Raw genomic sequence first — 23,401 nt, 5'->3', positions numbered from 1 at the left:
CGTCCCTAGACGAATTGTTCGAGCCAGCCGGACGGCAGCGACAGTTGCAAACCGCGCGCAAAGATGAACCAGATCACGAAGGCGAAGATGATGCCGACGGGAACGCTGATCCAGAATTTGCGATAGCCGAAGCCGCGTGCGGTCGCGGCAAAAAGCAGGCCGGTGGACAGGGAAAAGCCGATGGTCTTCATTGTCAGCATCTGGATGGCCAGGCCGCCGATGATCCATGCCATGGGGGCGATTTCCTGATGCTCCCGCTCGGGAAAATCACCGCGAAGCGCCTCGAACACGGTCCAGACGGCAAGACCGAACAATCCGGCCGCGATGACATAGGGAACGGTTTTGGGACCGACCGGCGAGTAGCTCGTCACATCGTTGCCATAGGCCGTCGACCAGGCGATGGCGATGGCAACGGCTGCAAGGACGAGGGCGATGACAAGAGCGGCGAAATCTGGCGCCGCCCTTTCGGGGCGGCGCGCTTCCTGCTGGTCTGATCCTGTCATTTGACGAGGCCGATTTCCTTGAGGATGGTTTCGGTTGCGGCAACGTCCTTGGCAAGCTGCTCCTTGAACGCCGGACCGGCAAGATAGGTATCCGCCCAGCCCTTGTCCTTGAGGGCTTTCTGCCAGGAGGCCGATTTCACCATTTTCTCGATATCGGCATTGATGGCGGCTTCCTGTTCGGCGGTGATGCCGGGAGCAGCCCCTACCATGCGCCAGTTCTGGATCGAAACGTCCACGCCGCCTTCCTTGAAGGTCGGGGCATCGATGCCTTCCACGCGCTCGTCGCTCGAAATGCCGATGATGCGCAGCGTGCCGGCCTTGATCTGGGCTTCGAATTCGCCATAGCCGGAAATGCCGACAGTCACCTGATTGCCGAGAATGGCCGCAAGCGCTTCGCCTCCGCCGGAGAAAGCGATGTAATTGACCTTGGTCGGGTCGACGCCCGCCGCCTTGGCAAAGAGGCCAGCCGTGATGTGATCGGTGCCGCCGGCGGAACCGCCGCCCCACGAAACGGAGCCCGGATCGGCCTTCAGCTTCGCGGCAAGATCGCCGAGGTTCTGGATGTCGGAAGAAGCCGGCACGACGATGGCTTCATATTCGCCGGTAAGGCGCGCAATCGGCGTGATGGCGTCGAGTGTGACCGGCGATTTGTTGGTCAGGATCGCGCCGACCATGACATAGCCGCCGACGATGAGCTGGCTCGGATCGCCCTTGTTCTGGTTCACGAACTGCGCAAGGCCGATGGTGCCGCCAGCGCCCGGAACATTGACGACCTGCACGCTGCCGGAAATCTTTTCGTCCTGAAGCGCGCTCTGCATCGTGCGGGCCGTCTGGTCCCAGCCGCCGCCCGGAGCAGCGGGCGCCAGTACCTTGTAGTCTTCCGCGAAAGCAGAGCCTGCCATGGCCAGCGTCGCCACCGACGTCAGGGCCAGAATGAATCTACGCATATGTCCTCCCAGATAGTAATGTATGCCGCCTGCTGGCGGACCTCCCCAAAATCCCGCTCCTCTGGCGGGAGCAGTCTACATGGAGATTAACGAAAACAAATTCAATAGGCCAGCATGTGCGACTATAGTTTGGACGCAATTTCAGTAATGCACCTGAAAATCGCCCGCCAAAATAGCCGACGGGATGCGCTTGACGGCGACATCATGCCGACGTAATAGTATAACAACGGCTCCCCGACCGAGAGCGAAGGGGATTAATAGGGAACACGGTGAGGACGACCCGAAAAGGGGCCAAGACCGTGGCTGCCCCCGCAACTGTAAACGGATTGCCGTTCATCCTCGTGACGTTGAAAGCGTCATGCCACTGTGCGGAGAAGCGCGGGAAGGCAGATGAACAGCAGATATTCGTGAGCCAGGAGACCTGCCGTCCAGTGTTGTCCATTGTCACGGGCGGGGATGCCCGGAGCAGGAGCCGGTTATGACAGATTTCCGCGTCGCAGGACGCATTCTTCCATCGTCATCGCATGATTTCGACATGTCCCCGGATATGCCTGTCCGTCTTCCGCGCCGGATTTTTCCTGCCGCCTGACAGGACTTTTTTCTCATCATTTCGGGGATTTCCATGAATATTTTCGATAAAATTCCGTTTCGCGCCGCGCTTTGCGCGACCCTCTTTCTCGCAGGCGGGCTGGCCGTCCAGGCAGCGGAGACACAATATCCGCTGACACTGAAGAATTGCGGCCGCGACCTTACTTTCAGGCAGGCGCCGGGCCGCGCGGTCGCGGTCGGGCAGAGCAGTGCGGAAATTCTCTACAGCCTTGGTCTGGGCGACAAGGTCGTCGGCACGGCGGTCTGGTTCGGCCCGGTTCTCAAAGGCTTTGAAGAAGTGAATGCCAAGGTCAAGCGGCTTGCGGATAACGATCCGAGCTTCGAAAGCGTTCTGGCGGAAAAGCCGGATATCGTGACGGCGGATTTCCAGTGGCATATCGGCCCTGCGGGCATTGTGGCGAAGCCCGAACAGTTCGAGGAACTGGGCATTCCCGCTTACACATCGCCGTCCGATTGCGTCGGCAAGGACAATTCCGGCGGCGGCGACGGCGTTCGCACCGCAGCTTTCTCGATGGATGTCGTCTATCAGGAAATCACCGAACTGGCGAAAATCTTCAATGTGCAGGACCGTGGCGAGAAGCTCGTCTCCGACCTGAAAGCCCGTGAAGCCGCAGCGCGCAGGAAGATTGCGTCCGCCGACGGAAAACTCTCCGCCGTCGTCTGGTTTTCCAGCGCGCAGATCGATGCCGATCCTTATGTTGCCGGCAAGTTCGGCGCGCCTGCCTATATTCTTTCGGCGCTCGGCATCAGCAATGTCATCGACAGTGAGGAAGAGTGGCCGACGGTCGGATGGGAAACGATTGCGAAATCGAACCCTTCGATGATCGTCGCCGCCAAGCTTGATCGCCGCCGTTATCCGGCTGACGACGTTGCCGTCAAGCACCAGTTTCTCGAAAAGGATGCGGTCACGAAGCTGATGCCGGCCGTCAAGGACAAGCATGTCTTCGACATGGATGCGCAGTCGATGAGCACCTCGCTTCGCGTGATCGAAGGTATCGAAACGCTTGCCGCCGATATCGCGGCCTCGGATATGAACAAGTGACGGCGCGGGCAGCGACAGCAGGCTTCAACCAGAAGGGGAGGACACGCTCCGGCGTGTTCTTCCTGGCATTTTCGCTTGTCCTGCTTCTCCTTGCCCTTTGGCTGGGAGCCGCAATCGGCGAAACGGCGATACCGCTCGATGTGGTGGCGAAAACCGTGGCCAACCGGTTGTGGCATGCCGGGTATCCGCTCGACGCGATCGATGAGGGGATCGTCTGGAGCTATCGGCTCAGCCGCGCGGTCATCGCTGCATGTTGCGGCGCGTCGCTTGCACTATCCGGCGTCATCCTCCAGTCGCTGCTTCGAAATTCGCTGGCCGATCCGTATATTCTGGGCATTTCGGCAGGCGCTTCCACGGGCGCCGTCAGCGTCGCCATTCTTGGCGTCGGCGCTGGCGTGCTGACGCTTTCGCTGGGCGCGTTCATCGGGGCGATCATTGCTTTCGGCCTTGTGTCGCTGCTGGCGCTGCGGGCCGGACGCGGCAGCGGCGCGATCATTCTCGCCGGTATTGCCGGTTCGCAGCTTTTCAATGCCCTGACGTCGTTTATCGTCACCAAGGCCGCAAATGCGGAACAGGCACGCGGCATCATGTTCTGGCTTTTGGGCAATCTTTCCGGCGTGCGCTGGCCTGATGTCACTCTTGCCCTGCCTGCCTGCGTGATCGGTCTTGCCGCCTGCCTGTGGCATGCGCGGGCGCTCGATGCCTTCACCTTCGGAACGCAATCCGCCGCTTCGCTCGGCATACCGGTGCGCCGCGTCTATGCGGTGCTGATCGGTGTCAGCGCCATGATGACGGCGGTGATGGTTTCCATCGTCGGCTCGGTCGGCTTTATCGGTCTTGTCATTCCCCATGCGGCGCGCATGGTGGTCGGGGTCCGGCACGGTATTCTGTTGCCTGCGGCGGCCCTCATCGGAGCAATCTTCATGATCGTCGCCGACATCCTGTCGCGCATCATCATTCCCGGGCAGGTTCTGCCGATCGGTGTCATCACGGCCTTGATCGGCGCGCCGGCCTTTGCCCTGTTGCTTGGACAAAGGAAGGCTGCGTCATGATCCTCTCGGCTCGTAATGTCGGCTGGTCGGCAGGCAATGCCCGGATTTTGCACAATGTTTCTCTGGATGTGGCGGAGGGCGAGTTTCTCGGCATCATCGGCCCGAACGGTTCCGGAAAGACCAGCTTTCTGTCGCTGCTCTCCGGTGTGCGTCGATGCCGCATGGGCGAAATCAGCCTGTGTGGCGCGCCCATCGACAGTTTCAGCCGTCGCGAGATCGCGCGCCGGATGGCGCTGGTCGAACAGCAGGCGGGTACGACAGACCGCATTACTGCGCGTCAGGCTGTCGAACTGGGCCGGACGCCTTATCTCGGCGCGCTGTCGCCGTGGTCGGCGGAAGATGATGCCATCGTTGACCGGGCGCTGGTCGATGTCGATATGGCTCACTTGGCCGACCGCTGCTGGCACACCCTCTCGGGCGGCGAGCGGCAGCGCCTGCATATAGCGCGCGCTTTGGCGCAGGAGCCGCAAATCCTGCTTCTGGACGAGCCGACCAATCACCTCGATATCGGGCACCAGATCGGGCTGCTCGATCTTGTCAGCCGCCAGAAGCTGACCGTTGTGGCGGCCCTGCACGACCTGAACCATGCCGCGATGTTCTGCGACCGGATCGCCGTCATGGACAAGGGCAATCTCGTTGCGCTTGGCACGCCGCGCGATGTCTTGCAGGCAGAGCGTATCGCTGCGGTCTTCGGCGTCGGCGTGGACGTCGAATATCACGGTATCGATGGCTGCCATATCCGCTACCGCGCGCCGGAGCGGCACGCTCTGCAACTGAAGCATTCGGCATGACCCGACCGGCGACAAGTCATTGTTGCGGTGACATCGGCTCTTCTATTTAACGATAAACAAATAGGAGTATACAGTAGAATAACCTAATATAAATAATGAGGATAATGGTATAACATCATGAAAACTTGTTATTTTTTCTCTTATTACTCACGGTAAATTGAGCGGTTTTGTTGACAATCTGTTTCCATTCCGTTGACGATTGCGCTATATAGCCTGTGCATATCGGGGCGGGCACCCATGTGTGAGGCTTGCGCCTTTCACGCCGGGTGCCTGGCTGAACGACAGAAGAAATCATTCCTTTGATTTGTTCCGTCATTCACGGTTCCGATATGTGGGTCGTTTCGGTCTGGGGCTGATGGGATCCGTTTTGAATGAAGAAAGATTTGTTGGCAGGCCCGTTTTACGGCGGTTGTTAATCGGCGGGCATGCGGCGAATATGATTTAACAATGAATTATTATACTTATAGAGAGCGGCGGCTTTTCGTTTTGGAAAGCCGCCGTTGTTTCTTGGAACGTGTTTCGAGCTGATTGCATCAGATCGGCGTTCTGACAATTTGTTTGGACGCGCAGCCCGTTCTGAAGCCGCCCCTCAGCGCGCCGATACAATCGTCCCCGAGCTCAACGACTGGCTCAGCCGACAGCTGCCTTCAAACGGCTCTGTGCGAGATCGAGGCCGAGTTCCGCCGCGCGGGCGATGACCGGCGCAAAGCGTCGCCGCTTCTTTTCTTCATGGTTGGAGGCAATGTCTGCAATGCGATGCTTGAGATACGGATTGAGAAACCGTTCCCGCACCGAAGCCACATAGGCTTGCGCCTGCTCGCCAAGGCCATCCGCAGCAAATACCGGCAGGACCTCCTCACGCCAGACCGCTTCCAGTTCACTGCGGACCGTCTCGTCCTGCATGGCTTCCAGCACGATCTCGTCTTCCGGGCGGTTGCCCTTCAGCCATTGTTCCGCGATGAATGTATGGCCGAGGTTGAGCAGATAGAGCTTCAGACGCTCGTAGCGCGCAAGATCGTCGGTGACGACGATATCGTCGTGTTCGCAGGGGTGCGTCAGGCCGTCGGCCTTCTCGATGGCCCAGAGCGCATAGGGTTCGGCGATGGCGCCGATCGGATCGATGGGTTCGGAAACGATGCGGTCAACAAGGCTGTTGGCAAAGACGCACCGCGTTTCCAGCCATTGCACGAAGCCGTCCGGCATTTTCCAGCCCCGCGCCAGATTCACGAGGATCGAGCGCAGCTTGTCGCCATTGCGCGAGATCAGCTCGCAGGGAAATATGGATAAGGGCGCATCGGGATTGTGCTGCCAGCGATGGTGCAGAAGCACCAGAAGCTTGGCCGGAAAGCTCTTCGGCAAGGCGTCCGGACTGGCAAGAAGCGAGCTGTCATCGCTTCTTTCGAGTTCGTAGCCCTTGTCGCCGGTGTTGGAGAGGATCACATCGACGCTGGCGCCGAGGTCGAGAATCGCAGCCCAGTCCTGATGCGCGGAATAGGCGGCCGTGACGGCTTTTGCCTGATGTGCCGTCTCCGACGGCTTGCCGTCGACAAGTCCACGGATCATGACGGGATAGCTGCGGCTTTCGTTCAAAGCCGCGATGCGCTGGCCGCTCTGCGGGTTCGAAGTCGTCTGCACGACGGCAATCGTTCCGATGGCCTTGCCTTTCGAAAGGGCTTCCGAAACGAAAAAATCGACATGCGCCAACAGAAAACGGCTGGTGCCGAACTGCAGGATCGCTGGCTTCTCGTGCATGATCTTCTCCCATTCATCGCTCAGTTTAACTAAGCGATGCGTTACAAATTGGTCAAGCCAGTAAGAATCATTATCGAGATATTGGTTCGGTTTCGGGTGGGGGAATAGGCTGTTTTCCGCAAAGTATCGCGCTTTTAAGCATATTGCGCTTCTTTCCGGTTGGAAATATGGTAAGGCCAATTCAGGGAGAGGTGAATTTGGGAGCCCCATGAGCGACTTTACGGCAACCGCGGAACCGCGCAGGCTTTATCAGCAGATTGCAGACCGGGTGCGAAATCTCATCCAGGATGGTCAGTTTCCTGCTGGCAGCAGGCTGCCAGCCGAGCGCGAACTGGCGCAGCAGCTCGGCGTGTCGCGCCCATCGCTGCGCGAGGCGCTGATTGCGCTCGAAATAGCCGGTAATGTCGAAATTCGCATGGGTTCCGGCATTTACGTTTCGGCAGAGCCGGAAAAGCGTCCGTTTTCACATGGTGCCTCCATCGGCGAAAGTCCGCTTGAAATCATGCAGGCGCGTGAAATGGTCGAAGGCAGCGTGGTCGTCACGGCCTGTGCGCGCATGACACCGGAAAGACTGGCCGAATTGCGCGCAACGATCGACGCGATGAAGCTGAATGTCGATGCCGGACGCAAGGCGATGGAGCTCGACAGGCAGTTTCATCTGCTCATTGCCGAGCAATCGGGCAATTCCGTTCTGGTGCGCATCGTGCGCGACCTGTTTGACGAGCGGCACAGTCCGCTGACGTCGCATATCAGGACACGCTTCGAAACCAACGATACCTGGGCTCTGGCGCTGGCCGAGCATGAGGCTATCTATGCGGCGCTGGAGGCCAGGGACCCGCTTCAGGCGCAGGCGGCCATGCGAACCCATCTGGACCGGTCCAAACAGCGTTGGATGGATAACGAACCGCGCGATTGAATAAGCAGATGATGATTTGGGAGTGAGGTCAGACACATGAATGAATCCGTTGCCAAAACGGTTGCGCCGGTCATCCTGCTGCATCCGTCGGATGACGTTGCGGTTGCGCGCGTTTCGGTGCGCGCCGGTGATCCAATCGGCCTTGACGGGATCACGGCAAGCGAACTGATCGGACGCGGGCACAAGGTTGCCATTCGGCCTATTCCTGAAGGCAAGGAAGTTCTGAAATACGGTCAGGTGATCGGCGTCGCAACGAGGGATATCGCGCAGGGTGCGCATGTGCATCTGCAAAACCTTGCCATGCTGCCCTCCGAACACGAACATCAATTTTCCATCGACATAGAAGAGCGCGGCATGCTGCCGGAGGCAGAACGCCGTCATTTCATGGGCTATGACCGGGGCGCGGGCGGTGTCGGCACGCGCAATTTCATCGGCGTGATTTCGTCGGTCAATTGTTCGGCCACGGTGTCACGCTACATCGCCGATTATTTCAACCGCATGGGCGGTCTCGATGGTTTCGACAATGTCGATGGCGTCGTGGCGCTGACGCATGGCAGCGGTTGTGCGCTCAACACCAAGTCGGAAGGCTATCGCCTTTTGACCCGCACCATTCAGGGCTATGCCAAGCATCCGAATTTCGGCGGCATATTGCTGATCGGGCTTGGCTGCGAAACCAACCAGATTGCGCCGATCCTCGAGCATTATCGCATGGAGGAAAGTTCGCGCCTGCGCACCATGACGATCCAGCAGCATGGCGGCACGCGCAAGACCATCGATCATGCGATTGCCGAGATCAAGGACATGTTGCCGCTGGTCAATGCGGCGGTGCGCACCAGACAGCCCTTGTCGAAGCTGAAAGTGGCGCTGGAATGCGGCGGCTCGGATGGCTATTCCGGCATTTCCGCCAATCCGGCATTGGGCTATGCATCCGACCTTATCGTGCGCAATGGCGGCACCACGGTTCTGTCGGAAACGCCGGAAATCTATGGCGCCGAACATCTTCTGACGCGCCGCGCCGTAACGCCTGCGGTGGCGGAAAAGCTGCTGCGGCGCATCGACTGGTGGCGCGACTACACGGCGCGCAATGGCGACGAACTCAACAACAATCCCTCGCATGGCAACAAGCTTGGCGGGCTCACCACCATTCTGGAAAAGTCGCTCGGCGCGGTTGCCAAGGGGGGCTCCATGCCGCTCAAGGCGGTCTATGAATTCGCTGAAACGGTGACCGAACCGGGCTTCGTCTTCATGGATACGCCGGGCTACGATCCGGTCGCCGTGACGGGACAGGTGGCGGGCGGCTGCAATGTGATCTGCTTTACCACCGGCCGCGGTTCTGTATCCGGTTTCAAGCCTTCGCCCTGCATCAAGATCGCCACGAATTCCGAAATGTACGAGCACATGAAGGAAGACATGGACATCAATTGCGGCGGCATCGTCACCGGTGATGAGACCATCGAGCAGTCCGGCACCCGCATCTTCGAACATATCATCGCGGTCGCATCGGGCGAGAAGACGCTGAGCGAAATCTATGACTACGGCGACAACGAATTCGTGCCTTGGCAGGTCGGCGCCGTAACTTGACCCCTTTCTCCAATAATGACTGACAGGAATAATTCGATGGTCAAAGCCCTGCGTATCGAGAGCGAAAACGTCACCCGTTTTGCTGAAATCGACGAGGCACCTCTGCTCGCGGGTCATGTTCGCGTGCGGGTTCGCCATGTGGGACTCTGCGGCAGCGACCTGAACACCTTCAAGGGGCTTAATCCGCTGGTGCTGCTGCCGCGCATTCCGGGGCACGAGATCGGCGGCGAGATCATGGAAGCAGGAGAGGGTGTCGGCGCTGCTTACGCCAGGGGCAAGCGGGTCATCGTGCTGCCCTATACGAATTGTGGTGAATGTTCGTCCTGCCGCAAGGGGCGGCTCAATGCGTGCCGTTATAACAAGACGCTCGGCGTGCAGCAGAATGGCGGCCTGGCCGAACAGATCGTGCTGCCCGCCGAAAAGCTGATCCTCAACGAGACGCTGGAGCCGCGCCATCTGGCGCTGGTCGAGCCGCTTTCGGTGGGCTTCCATGCGGTTGAGCGCGGGCGCGTTCAGGCCGGCGATACGGTCGCTGTTCTGGGCTGCGGCATGATCGGCATGGGTGTTCTCATTGGCGCGCTTGCGCGCGGCGCCAAAGTCATCGCCATCGATCCAAGCGCAGAAAAGCGCGAACTGGCGCTGCAATTCGGCGCAACGCACGCTTTGCCAGGTGGGGAGGATGTCGTCGCCAAGGTGCAGGAACTGACCAATGATGACGGGGTGGATGCAGCTTTCGAGGCGGTGGGCCTGCCGATCACCTTCACGCAGGCCGTCGATCTGGCGGGCTTTGCGGGCAGGGTGGTTTATGTCGGCTATTCCAAGGCGCCCGTCACCTATCAGACGCAGTTCTTCAACCTGAAGGAACTCGACATCATGGGATCGCGCAACGCGACGCTTGACGATTTCGAGGCTGTCATCGCGCATCTGGAAAAGCTTGGGGCCGATGCGGACAAGCTGATCTCGAAGATATTTCCGTTCGATGAGGCTGAGGCCGCACTCCCCCTTTGGGACGGCGACCGCAACGTTTTGAAGATCATCATCGAACGGGCCTGATGCCCATTGGAGCGGTTTTCATTTTAACAGATCGCCGAAACCGCTCCAATTATTTGTTTTATTGCATTATCCTGCGCAGCGAAGCGGGAGCAGAAATCAGTCCAGTGAACTGATTTGCCCGCGCTTTTTCATTCTCTCACCACGGGTTCTCGACGCGCGGCCAGATGGCGCGGCTGAGCTTGCGATAATTGGTCGTGCGCGGGTTGCTCGGATAGGAGCTTGGCGCATCGACATAGACGATTTCAGCGGCGATCGGCGCAAAGCCCGCATGGAAATGATTGGTGGATTTGACCACCAGAACATCCTTCTTCATCGGGTCTATGCCGAGATTGGAAAAGATATCCGGCTCGAAGGTCTGGGTGCGGTTGGTGTTGAGAATGATGTCGATCCCGGTGCCTTCGATGCGCACCACCGCCGAAGGGCCGAGCGTCACGCGGCTGGGGCCGAAACTCTGCCAGCCCTCATTTGCCACTTTAAGCACCGTCACGCGGGCATCGATAGGCTCACCGCCAAGCGGGCCGGACTTGCCGCCGAAGCGCAGGTCGATCACCGCGCCTTCGCCCGCCGCATGGCAGAAGGTGACGGCAATGGGATCCCATATGGTGGCGATGCCGACATTGTTGACGCCGCGCTCGATCAGGCGGCGCAGGATATAGGTGCCGTCGCCCGCGACGCCACCGCCCGGATTGTCCCACACATCGGCGATGACGGTGGGTTTTGAGGAATTGGCGGCATGGGCTGCAAGCGCGCGGTCAATGCCCTGATCGGTGTCGAGCATGGCCATCGACGTCTGCTCGCGCATGGCGATCAGTTCGCGCCCGAGCCTTTCGGCCAAAGCCGCGCCCTTTTGCGGATCGTTGTCGGTGACGACCAGAATGCGCGTTCCCATTTCCGGCACATCCGCCGCCATGAAGCCGTGAATAACGGAAATGGAGAGGATGCCGTCCTTGCCCTGCATCGCCTTGATACGGTCCACAAAGGAGCGCATCGGCTCTTTGCTGGTGGGCAAGACCGCGATCATCCGGCAGTCGAACGTGGAGATGACCGGCCTGGTGCGCCCCTTGAGGGCATCGAGCGTTAGCTCCACCACATGCTCGCCGCGCTCATAGAAATCCGTATGAGGAAATTCGAGGAAGGATGCAAAAATATTGAGGTTTTCCACCCGTTTCGGGGTCAGGTGGCTATGCGGGTCGAACTCGCTCGCAACCAGAATATCCGGTCCGACAATGGCGCGCACGCGCTCCAGCAGATCGCCCTCGCAATCGTCATAGCCCTGCGCGACCATCGCGCCGTGGAGGCCCAGCACCACCGCATCGACCGGCATGGCGGCCTTGAGCTGTTCAAGGATTTCGTCGCGCAGTTCCTCGAAAGCCTGGCGCTGCAACAGCCCGCCAGGCTCCGCCCAGGTGGCGGTGCCTTCGATGACGGTGAGGCCTTCCGCCGCCGCCCGCCTGCGCAATGCCACGATGGGCGAGGAGCAGAGCGTCGGTGTTTCCGGATGCTTGCCCGGCCCGGCATAGAAAGCCATTTCGAACGAGGCACGGTCGGTTGGAACCGGCGAGAAAGTGTTGGTTTCGGTCGCAAGCGACGCGGTGAAGATGCGCATGGAAACAACTCTGTGCGGGGAAAAGGGGTGGCGGAGCCTATTTCTGCGGCGCGTAGGCGATGGCCTCGACTTCGATCTTGATGTCGATCATCAGGCGGGATTCGACCGTGGTGCGCGCTGGCGGTTCTTTCGGGAAATAGGTGGCGTAGACGGCGTTCATGCGGCCAAAATCGCGGGCATCTTCCAGCCAGACCGTGGTTTTGACGACGTCTTCCATCGCAGCACCCGCAAGCGCCAGGGCAGCCTTGATGTTTTCAAGCACCTGCCGCGTCTGCGCTTCGATGCCGCCTTCGACGATCTGGCCATTCGGTCCGACCGGCACCTGGCCCGACACATAGACCATGTCGCCTGCGCGGACTGCGGGGGAAAGAGGCACATGCGATGCGCCGAAGACCTGTTTTCTGGACATGATTTTCTCCGGTTATTTGACCGCTCCGAGCGCAAGCCCCTTGATGAGATAGCGCTGAAGCCAGATGAAAAGGACGGCGACGGGCAGGGTGGCGAGCAAGGTTGCGGCCATGACATATTGCCATTCGACCGTGTAGCGCCCGGCCACCAGCGAGAAGACCTGAATGGGCAGCGTGTAGCTTTCCTGTCGGCGCAGCATGGTCAGCGCCACCACGAATTCGTTCCACGCATTGATGAAGGTGAAGATCGCCGTCACCGCGATGGCGGGCAGGCAGAGCGGCAGGAAAACTTTCACCAGCGTCTTGCCGCGGCCGGCCCCTTCCATCCACGCGGCTTCTTCAAGATCGCGCGGGATGGTGTCGAAATAGCTTTGCAGCATCCAGACGGTGAAGGCGATGTTGAAGGCCATATAGACCGCGCCGACCGCCGACACGCTTTCGATCAGCCCGTAAGCGGCCAGCAGGCGGAACAGGCCCAGCACCAGAACGATGGGCGAAATCATCTGCGAGACGAGCAGGAACTGCCGGAATGCGCCATGACCCGCAAAGCGGAAGCGCGACATGGCATAGGCCGCCGGAATGGAGATGATGATCGCGCCGATGGAGGCGATGACCGAAACATAGATCGAGTTGATGAGCGCATTGCCGAAATTGGTGGCGACCCACATTTCGGAAAAATTCTGCCAGCGGAAGGTGGATGGCCACCAGCTTGGCGACAGCACTTCCTGCGCCGGTTTCACCGCCGTCAAGAACATGACGGCGAAGGGGAAGAGGGTGAGCACGATGAGCGGCGAGAGAACCGCCCATGCGACCACGGTGCGCTTGAGCTTCGGAGACGTCATGATTGTTCGCTCCGTGTGGAAATCCGGATGTAGATGGCGGTGAAGACCAGCAATATGGCGAGCATGATGAGCGACACCGCCGAGGCTTCGCCAAGTTTGCCGAGGCGGAAGGCGAGCTTGTAGAGATGCGTCACCAGAATATCGGTGGAATTGGCCGGGCCGCCCTGCGTCATCACCCAGATGATCGGGAAGGAATTGAAGACATAGATCGTGTTGAGCACGATGGCGATGTTCACGAAGGGCTTCAAAAGCGGAAAGGTGATCTCGCGGAACTGCTGCCAGAGGCTGGCGCCTTCAAGCGATGAAGCTTCGTAGAGATCGTCGGGAATGGAGGACAACCCGCCCAGGAAAATGGTGGTGGTGAAGGGAACCGTCACCAGAATGCCGACCAGGATCTGCATCGGAAAGGCTGTTACGGCGCTCGCAAGCCACTGGATATTCGTGTCGATGAGGCCGAGACTGCGCAGGGCGGAATTGAGCATTCCGCTTTCGCCGTTCAGCGCCCAGCGCCAGACAATGGCCGTCATGGTGAGCGAGACCGCCCATGGCAGCATGATGATGACGCGGGCGACCGAGCGTCCGTAGAAATCCATGTTGAGAATGATGGCGACCGGGATGGACAGGACCAGCGCGCCGCCCACCACGGCAACAGTCCAGACGGCGGTGCGCCACAGCGCGTTCATGAATTCCGGCGTTGCGAAAAGGGCCGTGAAATTGGCGCCATCGTTGAAATCGCGCAACTGGCCGAAGCGGTTCACATCATGCGTGGCGATTTCGAACAAATGCACCACGGGCCAGAATATAACCACCGCAGCCAGAAGCAGGCTGGGCAGGATCAGAAGATAGGGCAAGCTGCGGCTTTGCATCGGCTGTCACTGTCCCGGAGAAGAAAAAAGCCCGGCAGGGCGAGGGACCTGCCGGGCAGGCGGGGGAGAAATTATTTTTTCAGGATGGCATCCGCCTTGGCGGCGGCATCCTTCAGAACGGCATCCGGTTCACCCTTGCCAAGATAGATGCTCTGCATGGCGTTGGAGGTGATGTCGGCGACTTCTTCCCAGCCCGGAATGACCGGTGCGAAACGCGCATCCGGCAGAAGAGCGGTAAAGGCGGCAAGATCGGCATTATTGACGTAATAATCCATCTTGGCCTCTTCCTTGTTGACCGGAAGGAAGCCTTCACCCTGTGTGAATTTCGCGCGCCAGTCCTTCTGGAACAGGAAGTCCAGCACTTTCCAGGCTTCCTCCTTGTTCTTGGAGTTCTGGAACATGATGACGGAATCGGTCACGCCATAGGTGCCGCGCGCACCCGTCGGCCCGGCTGGAATGGCTGCGACGCCATATTTGAGATTGGGCGCTTCTTCCTTGATCTGGTTCGACAGGAAGGGCGCGGTAATCATCATGCCGACCTTGCCCTGCTTGAAGAGGTTCTGCACGTCCTCGCGGGCATAGGAGGTAACGCCGGGCTGCGTCAGCCCGTCATCGATCATGGATTTGTAGAGCTTGGCCGCTTCCAGCGCGCCCGGCGTGCTGAGGCCGGAAGTGCCGTCCTTGTTCAGGATTTCCGTGCCATAGGACCACATGGCGTAATAATAATAGACGTCTGTTTCGATTTCCTTGCCTTGCAGGCCGAAACCGTACTTCTCGCCGCCGAGCGCCTTGATCTTGGCTGCGTCGGCTTTCAGCTCGTCCCAGTTGGCAGGCGGGTTCTTGATGCCGGCTTTCTCGAAGAGATCCTTGTTGTAATACATGGCGCGGGCGGAAGCCGCGATCGGCAGGCCGTAGGTCTTGCCGTCAAGCACGGAAGGCGACAGGAAAGTTTCGATGAAACGGCCCTTGAATTCGTCGTTCATATAGCCGTCGAGCGGCTCGGCAATGCCCTGCTGCACGAAGTCGATCAGCCAGCGCGTGCCGATGATCGAAAGATCGGCATTGGTGCCTGCGGAAATATCCGTCGTCAGCTTCTGCAGGAGCACGTCCCACGGCACGACCTCGAAATTGAGCGTGATGCCGGGATTTTCGGCCTCGAAAGCCTTCTTGACCTCTTCGAAATAGGGGCCGGTCTTGGAGCTGTACTCCGCAACCGTCATACGCACTTCGCCTGCATTTGCGCCAGATGCCAGCGCCAGAATGCTCAATCCGGCCAGAAGGCCGGCCTTCCATTTGCTGATAGACATTTTCCAGTTCCCTTGTGTTTCTCTCAATGTGCAAGAGCTGTGTATTTTTTGTTATTTTCTTACATTATCCAGTTTATCAGCGCTTTCAAGCAAAAAGTTTTGTTGCAAACTTACATTTTTATATCTAGGTTGACGCAAACAAGCGGTTCTGAAAATGACCATAAAAGGGGAATGCCGTGGATCATTCGGGTGAATTTGCCGGAAAATCGGTTTTGATAACCGGTGCCGGCGGCGGCGTGGGGGCGGCTCTGGCGGCGCTGTTTGCGGTGCGCGGCGCGCGCGTCATCGGCTGCGACATGTCGGTGGAGCGGATGGCCGCTTCGGATTTCGACAGCCGCCATGCATTCGACCTTGTCGACCGCGCGGCGCTTGAAACCGCTGCCAACAGGATCATCCTTTCGGACGGTGTGCCGGATATCGTCATCAACAATGCGGGCTGGACCCGCGCCGAAACTTTCGAGGGGCTGGACCAGCGCCGGATCGAGACGGAAATCGACCTCAACCTGACCGGTGTTGCAGGTTTTTCCAATGTGATGGCGCAGGCAATGGCCATGCGCGGGCATGGCGCCTTCGTCTTTGTCTCGTCCGTCAATGCGCTCCTGCATTTCGGCAATCCGGCCTATGCGGCGGCGAAGGCGGGTATCAATGCCTTTGCGCGCGGCATCGCGGTTGAGTTTGGCCAGCAGGGCGTGCGCGCCAATGTGGTCTGTCCGGGGTCCATCCGCACGCCCGCATGGGACCATCGCATCGCGCAGGACCCATCTGTGCTGGACCGTTTGCAGCGGCTTTATCCGCTGGGACGCATCGTCAATGTTGCCGAGGTGGCCGAGGCGGTGGCGTTTCTGGCGTCTGACCGGGCATCGGGCATCACAGGCGCGATTTTGCCGGTGGATGCCGGGCTGACGGCGGGCTGCCGCCCGTTCATCGAAGATATTCTGGGAGGAAATTGAGCCGATGAAAGAGGTTTCGCTGCGCGGAATTACCAAGACCTTCGGGCAATTGACCGTTCTGGACCGGGTTGATCTGGAGATACAGAGCGGGGAATTTCTCGTGCTTGTCGGTCCATCCGGTTGCGGAAAATCCACGCTTTTGCGCATGGTGGCGGGGCTGGAGCCGATTTCCGGCGGCGATCTCGTCATTGGCGGCGAGCGTGCCAACGAACTGCCGCCGCAAAAGCGCAACATCGCGATGGTGTTTCAGTCTTATGCGCTGTTTCCGCATATGACGGCGCGAGAGAATATCGGTTTTGGCCCGCGCATCCGTGGTGAAAAGGCGGAGGAAACCGCAACCAAGGTGGATCGCGCGGCCTCCATTCTCAACCTCCATTCCTATCTCGACCGCTATCCGCGCCAGCTTTCGGGCGGGCAGCGCCAGCGCGTCGCCATGGGCCGCGCCATCGTGCGCGAACCGTCGGTGTTTCTCTTCGACGAGCCGCTTTCCAATCTGGATGCGCAATTGCGCGTGCAGATGCGCACCGAGATCAAGGCGCTGCATCAGCGCCTGAAATCGACCGTGATCTATGTGACCCATGACCAGATCGAGGCCATGACCATGGCCGACCGCATCGTGGTGATGAACCAGGGCAAGATCCAGCAGATCGGCGCGCCGCTCGATCTTTACGACCGCCCGGCCAACAAGTTTGTGGCGGGCTTCATCGGTTCGCCGTCGATGAGTTTCATTCCCGGCGTGGTGGCTGACGGTCATTTCCGCACCGGTGAGGGCGAAAAGATTGCTGTCGCGGCGGTTTCGACCGGCGAGCGCCCGACGGAAGCGGGCATCCGCCCGGAAAATTTCGTGATCGCGCGCGACGGTGAGGGGCTGACGCTCGTGGTGGAAGTGATCGAGCCCACCGGCCCGGAAACCCATGTCTATGGCCGCATTGCGGGAGAACCTGTCCGCGCGGTTTTCCGCGAGCGGATACATCTTGCGCCGGGCGAGCGAGTTCCTGTAACGGCTAAGAGCGAACATATTCATCTGTTTGATAAGGAAAGCGGCCTGCCGCTTTGAGCTTTTCATGAGCAAGGTTGCCGACATCATCACGCGGCTGCATGTCGTGGCGCAGGACGGATCGAAATCCGACCGGCGGCTGGCCGGGCTGGTTCTGGCCGATCCCGACTATGCGTCCAAGGCGGCGATTTCGGAGATTGCCGCGCGGGCAGGCGTCAGCGAACCGACGGTGACGCGCTTCTGCCGCGCGCTCGGCTGCGACGGTGTGCGGGATTTCAAGTTCTTCCTGGCGCAGGCTTTGGCCATTGGCGGGCAATATCTCACCGCTGAAATTCCAGCCCGCGACGTGCGCGAAAGCCGGATTGCAACAGCCGTGACCGATGCGGCCATCGCCGCCATCCAGCGCGCGAGCGACGGTCTGGATATGGCTGTGCTGATGAAGGTTGCCGAAAAGCTTGCTGCCGGCGGTCCCGTGCTTTGTCTTGGTTCGGGCGGCATGTCGTCCATGCTGGCGACAGAAATGGAAAACCGCCTGTTCCGCCTCGGTATTCCGGTCAATGCTCAGGTGGACGGGCAGTTGCAGCGCATGTATGCCGCCGTCACCACGCCCGAGACGACCGTGCTTGCCTTTTCCGTTTCGGGCTTTGCGCGCTCCGTGGTGGAGGCGGTGCTGGTCGCCCGGCAATACGGGGCCGAGACGGTAGCGATCACCGCCGCCGGGTCCGATCTTGCCAGGGCCGCGGATGTGCTTATCCCGTTTCAGGCCAATGAAGACGGCAATATCTACAAGCCCACATCTGCGCGCTATGGGCTTCTTGCCATTCTCGACATGATCGCGACCGCCGTTGCCGAAGCCCGCGGGCCGAAGGTGCTGGAAAGCCTGCGCCGCATCAAGCACAGCCTCAACACACTCACCATAGACGATCCGCGCCTGCCGCTGGGAGACTGACCTCATGCCCATCAGACCGAAAACCATCCGTGCGGTGGATACCCCCGCTGTTCTGGTCGATGTCGACCGTGTCAAAGCCAATATCGCAAAGGCGCAGGCCCATGCCGATGCCGTGGGGGTGAGATTGCGCCCGCATATCAAGACCCACAAGCTGCCCATATTTGCCAAAATGCAGGTGGAGGCGGGTGCCGTCGGCATTACCTGCCAGAAACTCGGCGAGGCGGAGGTTATGGCCGATGCCGGGCTGACGGATATTTTCCTGCCCTACAATATTCTGGGGCAGGAAAAGCTCGACCGTCTATATGCGCTGCATCGGCGCATCACGATTTCGGTCACGGTGGACAACAGGACGTCGCTTGCAGGGCTTGCGGCGCGTTTTACCGATGAAAACCACCCGCTGACAGTCCTTGTCGAATGCGATACCGGCATGGGGCGTTGTGGCGTGCAGACGCCAGCCGAAGCGCTGGAACTGGCGCGCATCATCGATGAGAGCGCCGGGCTGCGTTTCGGTGGCCTGATGACCTATCCCGCCGCGGGAAAGCCGGAAGAGGCCGAGCAATGGCTTTATTCGGCGCGCGCGCTGCTGGAGGCGAACGGCCTTCACTGCGAGACGATTTCAAGCGGCGGCACGCCCGATATGTGGCGCAATCCCGGTGACGGCGTCGTCACGGAATATCGTCCCGGCACTTATATCTATTTCGACCGCTATCAGGTTGCGAAAGGGGCCGCGACAGTGGACGACTGCGCCCTGACGGTGCTTTCGACGGTGGTGAGTCACCCGACATCCGACCGGGCGATCGTCGATGCCGGTTCCAAGGCGCTGTCCAGCGACACGCTGGGACTGAGCGATTTTGGCGAGTTGGTCGGGCGCCCGGACGCCCGTGTAGTCGGATTGAGTGAGGAACACGGCAAGCTGGCCGGCGATGTTGCCGATCTGAATGTCGGCGAGCAGGTGCGGATCATTCCGGATCATGTCTGCGTGGTTTCCAATCTCTTTGACGAGGTTTACCTCGTTTCCGGCGAAGAGGTCATCGATATCCTGCCGGTCGCCGCGCGTGGAAAGTTGAGATAATCAGGAGGATAAGATGAAAGGTGCGGTTAATCCGTTCGCAGGGGACAAGGACCGCGAACAGATTTGGGACATGCTTGTGCGGCGCGATATCGAGGCCTTCGTATCGCAGGACTGGTCCATGGTGGCTGACGATTTCGATGAGGCGCGTTTCCTCGGCATTCATGCGCATAATGATCGCGATCCCGACAAATGGGATGCGGGATTTCCGACGCTCGCAAGCTATCGCGATGAATGGCTGCGGCAGGCGGCGGAAAGTGCGGCGGTCGAATATGCCGAACCCTTGGCCGATGGCATCTTCCGCGCGACGAATCTGGGCGTGATCGATATTACCGGCGACGTGGCCGTCGCCCGGAAAAAATTTGACGGAACGATTGCAAGGAAAGATGGAGCGGAAGACCGTCTCAACTGGCAGACACTTTATTTCTGCCGTCGGGACGGCGCGCGCTGGAAGATCACCGGTTTTGTCGGATATCTGGCTTATCGCTGAAAAGCGGGAGCTTCAGATCGGCGCTCAAGCCCTTTATATGACGGCGCGGATTGCTCAATTCGCGCCGTTTTATGTATAGACTAGATAATACAGGTATATAGTATAATCACACTATTTTTCTATAATTATATCCGTTTTCATCCTGAATTATACTAGTTCAGATGATGTCGCAGCTGATTGCATATTTGTCGCAGGCCGTTCCGATAATTGACTGGAACAGGACTACTATTGCTCCCAGACTGGTCGATTGTTTCCTGCTTTGAGCGGTGGCGGGCAGTCCCCGAAATTCGTTGCGCAACCCTTCAAAAAATCAATCAAGGGGACGGTTGCCGGACGGATCATTTAGATGAATTCACGGCTGTGGGTGGACATGTCGGGAAATGACCTATATAGAATCAGGCAATCTATCGATAATCATTCCATGCGGACCGTTCGCGGAACGCAGATCGCGTGTGAGCAATTTGCGTTGGAATGAAGTTCTATCATTGTTAAAAAGGAGATTAAGTCCGCCAGCACAGCGGGGTTAAACTTAATGCATGGTATTTTATACAAGGAAGAAAGTATGAAGTCGCCGGCTGAGACGAAAATAAGCTTGAAGAGCGTTTTTAAAGTCTTCGGCGATGATCCGGAGCGTGCAATGCAGGAATTGCGCGCAGGTAAATCAAAAACCCAGATTCACAGCGAACTCGGCGCAACGATCGGCGTCGATAATGCCACCTTCGATATCCGTGAAGGTGAAGTATTCGTTATTATGGGCCTCTCCGGCTCGGGCAAATCCACGCTTCTGCGCCTCCTCAATCGCCTGATCGAACCGACTGCCGGTTCCATCGAGGTGGATGGCCGCGATATCGTCAAAATGACTAGGCGCGAGCTGATCGATCTTCGTCGTCGCGACATGAGCATGGTGTTCCAGTCCTTCGCGCTCCTGCCCAATCGTTCGGTTCTGAACAATGCCGCCTTCGGCCTTGAAGTGGCCGGCATGGGTGAGGCGGAACGTCACCAGAAAGCACTGAAGGCTCTCGCGGCCGTCGGGCTGGAGCCCTATGCGCACAGCATGCCGGACCAGCTTTCCGGCGGCATGAAGCAGCGCGTCGGCCTGGCGCGGGCGCTTGCCAGCGAGCCGACCATTCTTCTGATGGACGAGGCTTTCTCCGCACTCGATCCGCTGATCCGCACCGAAATGCAGGATGAATTGAAGCGGCTTCAGGCGGAACATAGTCGCACCATCATTTTCGTGAGCCATGATCTGGACGAAGCCATGCGCATCGGTGATCGCATCTGCATCATGCAGCACGGCAAGGTCGTGCAGGTGGGGACGCCGAATGAGATCGTGTCCGCACCGGCCAATGATTATGTCCGTTCCTTCTTCCGCAATGTCGATGTATCCCGCGTCTTCAAGGCTGCGGACGTGGCGCGCGAGGACGAGTTGATCGTCTTTGAACCGGAACAGCTGGCAACAGCGCTCGAACGCTTCGACGCAAGCGGCAAGACATTCGGTGTGTTGATCGATGCCGACCGCACATATCGCGGCCTGGTCAGTCGAGACGCTCTGGCAAAGGGTATCGCAGTGCAAGGCGGCGAGAGACTGGATCGCGTCTCTGCCATCGAAGCCGAAGCGCCGCTTTCCGGTTTGCTGACGCAGGTGGCGGAAAGCCCCTGGCCAGTTCCGGTCACGGATCGCCAGAACCGCTATGTCGGTGCCATCAGCAAATCGGCATTGCTCGAAACGCTTGGCCGCGCGGGCTGAAACTGCGCGCCAACGGACTTTTGCCTGATCGGGGCAGAATGGGTCCAATCCAGAAGAAATACGGAAATGGACGGTAAAACATGGATTTGAATTTCAGCGTCGGCGGCTGGGCGGATGTTGTGGTCAACTACATTCTCGACCACTTCACGCCCGCGCTCGATATGATCGCAGCCGTCATCGGTTTTGTGACCGACGGCATTCAAAACGCGCTTCTCATTGTCCCGCCGCTTGGTGGGGTTGCCATTCTCACGCTGCTCGCTCTGTGGCGCGTCGGGTGGAAGTTTGCGATTTTCACGGCTCTCGCATTGGGCCTCATCATCCACATGGAGTTGTGGACCGGCACGATGGAAAGCCTTTCCCTGGTGCTGGCATCCACCGTCATCGCGGTGGTGATCGGCATTCCGCTCGGCATTGCCATGGCGCGCAGCGACACGGTGGCTTCGATCGTGCGCCCGGTGCTCGATCTCATGCAGACGATGCCCGCTTTCGTCTATCTCATTCCGGCAGCTATGTTTTTTGGCCTCGGTGCCGTGCCCGGAACGATTGCGACGGTAATCTTCGCCATGCCGCCGGTCGTGCGTCTGACCAATCTCGGTATCCGGCAGGTGCATGCCGAATTCGTTGAAGCCGGGCTCGCCTTCGGCTGCACGTCGCGACAGCTTCTGTTCAAGGTGCAGCTTCCAAACGCCATGCCCTCGATCATGGCCGGTATCAACCAGACGATCATGCTGTCGCTGTCGATGGTGGTCATCGCATCGATGATCGGTGCGGGCGGCCTCGGCAATACGGTGTTGACCGGCATTCAGCGCCTCAATGTGGGCCTCGGTTTCGAAGGCGGCCTGGCAGTCGTCATTCTGGCGGTCATTCTCGACCGTATCACCCAGAGCTTCGGCAAGGGCGGGGCCGGGTTTTTCAAGCGGCTCGCATCTTTGAGAAAGGCGGCGGACACCCGGTCCGCCTCATCCTTTCGCAAACAGGAAGCCTGAACAGCAAAATAACCAAGAATAACAACGGGAACTGATACCAATCGAAAAGGAGAAGCTATGTTGGGCAAACTAACCAAATTCGGTCTGGCGGCAGTTGTGGCGGGAACGATAACCATGGGCGCAGCCTTTGCGCAGGATGGCAAGCCGGTGAAAATCGGGTGGGCACCCTGGTCTGATGCTGAATTCGTCACCAAACTGGCCAAGAAGCTGATTGAAGACAATCTCGGCCAGAAGGTCGAACTGGTTCAGACAGACGTGGCTCCACTCTATCAGGGCGTAAGCCGCGGCGATATCGATGCCATGATGATGGCCTGGCTGCCGGAAACCCATGCCGATTATTATGCGCGCGTGAAGGACAAGGTTGAAGACCTCGGCCCGCTCTACGAAGGGGCGAAGCTCGGCTGGATCGTTCCGGCTTACATTCCGGAAAGCGAAATCAGCTCCATCGAAGACCTGAAGAAGCCGGAAGTGCGCGAGAAGCTGAAGGGCGAAATTCAGGGCATCGATCCGGGCGCCGGTCTGACCCGCCTGTCGCAGGAAGCGATCAAGAAATACGGGCTGGACTACAAGCTCAATATTTCAAGCGAAGCGGCCATGCTCACGACGGTCGACCGCGCCATGCGTTCCGACGGCTGGTTTGTCGCGACCTCATGGAGCCCGCACTGGATGTTCGGCAAGTACAAGCTGCGTTACATTGCCGATCCTGAAGGTGCGCTGGGCGGTGCGGAACATATCGATGCCATCGCGCGCAAGGGCTTCAAGGAGGATAATCCGAAAGTTGCGAACTTCCTGACCAAGATGAGCATTCCGATCAACGAGCTTGAAGCTGCGATGTTCGATGCACAGGAAACATCCTATGAGAAGGCCGTCGATAAATATATCGCGGACCATCCGGATCGCATCAAGGAATGGCTGGCTGAATAATCAGCCGCTCCAAAA

Annotated in this window: 22 protein-coding genes and 1 riboswitch; of the genes, 14 read left to right on the top strand and 8 right to left on the bottom strand. The window is 59.0% G+C overall.

The window, feature by feature from the left end; translation table 11 throughout:
- Nucleotides 1–5: 5 nt before the first annotated feature.
- Nucleotides 6–503, bottom strand: a complete 498-nt coding sequence (locus AVM02_RS15205; RefSeq protein ID WP_411507764.1) for a tripartite tricarboxylate transporter TctB family protein — start codon at nt 501–503, stop codon at nt 6–8.
- Nucleotides 500–1,450 carry a Bug family tripartite tricarboxylate transporter substrate binding protein gene (locus AVM02_RS15200; RefSeq protein WP_411507763.1) on the bottom strand — a complete coding sequence of 317 codons (951 nt, stop codon included), beginning with the start codon at nt 1,448–1,450 and terminating at the stop codon, nt 500–502. The genes AVM02_RS15205 and AVM02_RS15200 overlap by 4 nt, the downstream gene beginning before the upstream one ends.
- Before the next feature lie 210 nt (nt 1,451–1,660).
- Nucleotides 1,661–1,894: riboswitch (cobalamin riboswitch) on the top strand.
- A gap of 178 nt (nt 1,895–2,072) precedes the next feature.
- On the opposite strand from AVM02_RS15200, the gene AVM02_RS15195 reads away from it, so the two are divergent.
- The 3 genes from AVM02_RS15195 to AVM02_RS15185 are packed head-to-tail and all read left to right on the top strand — an operon-like array spanning nt 2,073 to nt 4,944.
- Nucleotides 2,073–3,101 carry an ABC transporter substrate-binding protein gene (locus AVM02_RS15195; protein WP_411507762.1) on the top strand — a complete coding sequence of 343 codons (1,029 nt, stop codon included), beginning with the start codon at nt 2,073–2,075 and terminating at the stop codon, nt 3,099–3,101.
- Nucleotides 3,098–4,153, top strand: coding sequence for a FecCD family ABC transporter permease (locus tag AVM02_RS15190; protein ID WP_411507761.1), 1,056 nt, complete (start codon nt 3,098–3,100; stop codon nt 4,151–4,153). The genes AVM02_RS15195 and AVM02_RS15190 overlap by 4 nt, the downstream gene beginning before the upstream one ends.
- Nucleotides 4,150–4,944, top strand: a complete 795-nt coding sequence (locus AVM02_RS15185; RefSeq protein ID WP_411507760.1) for an ABC transporter ATP-binding protein — start codon at nt 4,150–4,152, stop codon at nt 4,942–4,944. Before AVM02_RS15190 ends, AVM02_RS15185 begins: the two co-directional genes overlap by 4 nt.
- A gap of 630 nt (nt 4,945–5,574) precedes the next feature.
- Here AVM02_RS15185 and AVM02_RS15180 read toward each other — a convergent pair.
- Nucleotides 5,575–6,696 carry a mannitol dehydrogenase family protein gene (locus tag AVM02_RS15180; RefSeq protein ID WP_411507759.1) on the bottom strand — a complete coding sequence of 374 codons (1,122 nt, stop codon included), beginning with the start codon at nt 6,694–6,696 and terminating at the stop codon, nt 5,575–5,577.
- 208 nt (nt 6,697–6,904) lie between these two features.
- On the opposite strand from AVM02_RS15180, the gene AVM02_RS15175 reads away from it, so the two are divergent.
- From AVM02_RS15175 to AVM02_RS15165, 3 genes are read left to right on the top strand one after another with little or no spacing between them, the layout of a single operon-like run.
- Complete coding sequence (locus AVM02_RS15175; protein WP_411507758.1) at nt 6,905–7,612, top strand: FadR/GntR family transcriptional regulator; 708 nt, start codon at nt 6,905–6,907, stop codon at nt 7,610–7,612.
- Between the two features lie 36 nt (nt 7,613–7,648).
- Nucleotides 7,649–9,193, top strand: a complete 1,545-nt coding sequence (locus AVM02_RS15170; protein ID WP_411507757.1) for a UxaA family hydrolase — start codon at nt 7,649–7,651, stop codon at nt 9,191–9,193.
- Between the two features lie 36 nt (nt 9,194–9,229).
- Nucleotides 9,230–10,246, top strand: a complete 1,017-nt coding sequence (locus AVM02_RS15165; RefSeq protein WP_411507756.1) for a zinc-binding alcohol dehydrogenase family protein — start codon at nt 9,230–9,232, stop codon at nt 10,244–10,246.
- 136 nt (nt 10,247–10,382) lie between these two features.
- Here AVM02_RS15165 and AVM02_RS15160 read toward each other — a convergent pair whose 3' ends face one another.
- The 5 genes from AVM02_RS15160 to AVM02_RS15140 form a co-directional block, all read right to left on the bottom strand.
- Nucleotides 10,383–11,852 (bottom strand): M81 family metallopeptidase, encoded by a 1,470-nt coding sequence (locus AVM02_RS15160; RefSeq protein WP_411507755.1) that lies wholly within the window; start codon nt 11,850–11,852, stop codon nt 10,383–10,385.
- 37 nt (nt 11,853–11,889) lie between these two features.
- Nucleotides 11,890–12,261 carry a RidA family protein gene (locus AVM02_RS15155; RefSeq protein WP_411507754.1) on the bottom strand — a complete coding sequence of 124 codons (372 nt, stop codon included), beginning with the start codon at nt 12,259–12,261 and terminating at the stop codon, nt 11,890–11,892.
- A gap of 12 nt (nt 12,262–12,273) precedes the next feature.
- On the bottom strand, nt 12,274–13,101 hold the full coding sequence (locus tag AVM02_RS15150; protein ID WP_411507753.1) for a carbohydrate ABC transporter permease: 828 nt from the start codon (nt 13,099–13,101) through the stop codon (nt 12,274–12,276).
- Nucleotides 13,098–13,967, bottom strand: coding sequence for a carbohydrate ABC transporter permease (locus AVM02_RS15145; protein WP_411507752.1), 870 nt, complete (start codon nt 13,965–13,967; stop codon nt 13,098–13,100). The genes AVM02_RS15150 and AVM02_RS15145 overlap by 4 nt, the downstream gene beginning before the upstream one ends.
- Before the next feature lie 71 nt (nt 13,968–14,038).
- Entirely contained in the window at nt 14,039–15,274 is a 1,236-nt protein-coding gene (locus AVM02_RS15140) for an ABC transporter substrate-binding protein (RefSeq protein ID WP_411507751.1), read from the bottom strand.
- Between the two features lie 176 nt (nt 15,275–15,450).
- Between AVM02_RS15140 and AVM02_RS15135 the strand changes: the two genes are divergently transcribed.
- The 8 genes from AVM02_RS15135 to AVM02_RS15100 all read left to right on the top strand — a co-directional run bounded on the left by AVM02_RS15135 (nt 15,451) and on the right by AVM02_RS15100 (nt 23,386).
- Complete coding sequence (locus tag AVM02_RS15135) at nt 15,451–16,224, top strand: SDR family oxidoreductase (protein WP_411507750.1); 774 nt, start codon at nt 15,451–15,453, stop codon at nt 16,222–16,224.
- 4 nt (nt 16,225–16,228) lie between these two features.
- Complete coding sequence (locus tag AVM02_RS15130; protein ID WP_411507749.1) at nt 16,229–17,281, top strand: ABC transporter ATP-binding protein; 1,053 nt, start codon at nt 16,229–16,231, stop codon at nt 17,279–17,281.
- A 7-nt stretch (nt 17,282–17,288) separates the two neighbouring features.
- Nucleotides 17,289–18,170 (top strand): MurR/RpiR family transcriptional regulator, encoded by an 882-nt coding sequence (locus AVM02_RS15125; RefSeq protein ID WP_411507748.1) that lies wholly within the window; start codon nt 17,289–17,291, stop codon nt 18,168–18,170.
- Between the two features lie 4 nt (nt 18,171–18,174).
- Nucleotides 18,175–19,242, top strand: a complete 1,068-nt coding sequence (locus tag AVM02_RS15120) for a D-TA family PLP-dependent enzyme (RefSeq protein WP_411507747.1) — start codon at nt 18,175–18,177, stop codon at nt 19,240–19,242.
- Between the two features lie 13 nt (nt 19,243–19,255).
- The gene (locus AVM02_RS15115; RefSeq protein ID WP_411507746.1) at nt 19,256–19,729 is read left to right on the top strand and encodes a hypothetical protein; all 474 of its coding nucleotides are present in this window, start codon (nt 19,256–19,258) and stop codon (nt 19,727–19,729) included.
- Between the two features lie 562 nt (nt 19,730–20,291).
- Nucleotides 20,292–21,476 (top strand): glycine betaine/L-proline ABC transporter ATP-binding protein ProV, encoded by a 1,185-nt coding sequence (gene proV / locus AVM02_RS15110; RefSeq protein ID WP_411507745.1) that lies wholly within the window; start codon nt 20,292–20,294, stop codon nt 21,474–21,476.
- 80 nt (nt 21,477–21,556) lie between these two features.
- Nucleotides 21,557–22,462, top strand: a complete 906-nt coding sequence (locus AVM02_RS15105) for an ABC transporter permease (protein WP_411507744.1) — start codon at nt 21,557–21,559, stop codon at nt 22,460–22,462.
- Between the two features lie 57 nt (nt 22,463–22,519).
- Nucleotides 22,520–23,386 (top strand): glycine betaine ABC transporter substrate-binding protein, encoded by an 867-nt coding sequence (locus AVM02_RS15100; protein WP_411507743.1) that lies wholly within the window; start codon nt 22,520–22,522, stop codon nt 23,384–23,386.
- Nucleotides 23,387–23,401 lie beyond the last annotated feature (15 nt).

Origin of the sequence: Brucella anthropi (assembly GCF_046630315.1) — a bacterium.
Taxonomy (GTDB): domain Bacteria; phylum Pseudomonadota; class Alphaproteobacteria; order Rhizobiales; family Rhizobiaceae; genus Brucella; species Brucella anthropi_A.
Note: the sequence above shows the minus strand (reverse complement) of the source record. Positions and strands in the feature narration are given on the sequence as shown.

Bases quoted from the DNA above. Each gene is read 5' to 3' on its own strand.
- AVM02_RS15205 (WP_411507764.1), bottom strand. From the start codon at position 503: ATGACAGGATCAGACCAGCAGGAAGCGCGCCGCCCCGAAAGGGCGGCG.
- AVM02_RS15200 (WP_411507763.1), bottom strand. From the start codon at position 1,450: ATGCGTAGATTCATTCTGGCCCTGACGTCGGTGGCGACGCTGGCCATG.
- AVM02_RS15195 (WP_411507762.1), top strand. From the start codon at position 2,073: ATGAATATTTTCGATAAAATTCCGTTTCGCGCCGCGCTTTGCGCGACC.
- AVM02_RS15185 (WP_411507760.1), top strand. From the start codon at position 4,150: ATGATCCTCTCGGCTCGTAATGTCGGCTGGTCGGCAGGCAATGCCCGG.
- AVM02_RS15180 (WP_411507759.1), bottom strand. From the start codon at position 6,696: ATGCACGAGAAGCCAGCGATCCTGCAGTTCGGCACCAGCCGTTTTCTG.
- AVM02_RS15175 (WP_411507758.1), top strand. From the start codon at position 6,905: ATGAGCGACTTTACGGCAACCGCGGAACCGCGCAGGCTTTATCAGCAG.
- AVM02_RS15170 (WP_411507757.1), top strand. From the start codon at position 7,649: ATGAATGAATCCGTTGCCAAAACGGTTGCGCCGGTCATCCTGCTGCAT.
- AVM02_RS15165 (WP_411507756.1), top strand. From the start codon at position 9,230: ATGGTCAAAGCCCTGCGTATCGAGAGCGAAAACGTCACCCGTTTTGCT.
- AVM02_RS15160 (WP_411507755.1), bottom strand. From the start codon at position 11,852: ATGCGCATCTTCACCGCGTCGCTTGCGACCGAAACCAACACTTTCTCG.
- AVM02_RS15155 (WP_411507754.1), bottom strand. From the start codon at position 12,261: ATGTCCAGAAAACAGGTCTTCGGCGCATCGCATGTGCCTCTTTCCCCC.
- AVM02_RS15150 (WP_411507753.1), bottom strand. From the start codon at position 13,101: ATGACGTCTCCGAAGCTCAAGCGCACCGTGGTCGCATGGGCGGTTCTC.
- AVM02_RS15145 (WP_411507752.1), bottom strand. From the start codon at position 13,967: ATGCAAAGCCGCAGCTTGCCCTATCTTCTGATCCTGCCCAGCCTGCTT.
- AVM02_RS15140 (WP_411507751.1), bottom strand. From the start codon at position 15,274: ATGTCTATCAGCAAATGGAAGGCCGGCCTTCTGGCCGGATTGAGCATT.
- AVM02_RS15130 (WP_411507749.1), top strand. From the start codon at position 16,229: ATGAAAGAGGTTTCGCTGCGCGGAATTACCAAGACCTTCGGGCAATTG.
- AVM02_RS15125 (WP_411507748.1), top strand. From the start codon at position 17,289: ATGAGCAAGGTTGCCGACATCATCACGCGGCTGCATGTCGTGGCGCAG.
- AVM02_RS15120 (WP_411507747.1), top strand. From the start codon at position 18,175: ATGCCCATCAGACCGAAAACCATCCGTGCGGTGGATACCCCCGCTGTT.
- AVM02_RS15115 (WP_411507746.1), top strand. From the start codon at position 19,256: ATGAAAGGTGCGGTTAATCCGTTCGCAGGGGACAAGGACCGCGAACAG.
- proV (WP_411507745.1), top strand. From the start codon at position 20,292: ATGAAGTCGCCGGCTGAGACGAAAATAAGCTTGAAGAGCGTTTTTAAA.
- AVM02_RS15105 (WP_411507744.1), top strand. From the start codon at position 21,557: ATGGATTTGAATTTCAGCGTCGGCGGCTGGGCGGATGTTGTGGTCAAC.
- AVM02_RS15100 (WP_411507743.1), top strand. From the start codon at position 22,520: ATGTTGGGCAAACTAACCAAATTCGGTCTGGCGGCAGTTGTGGCGGGA.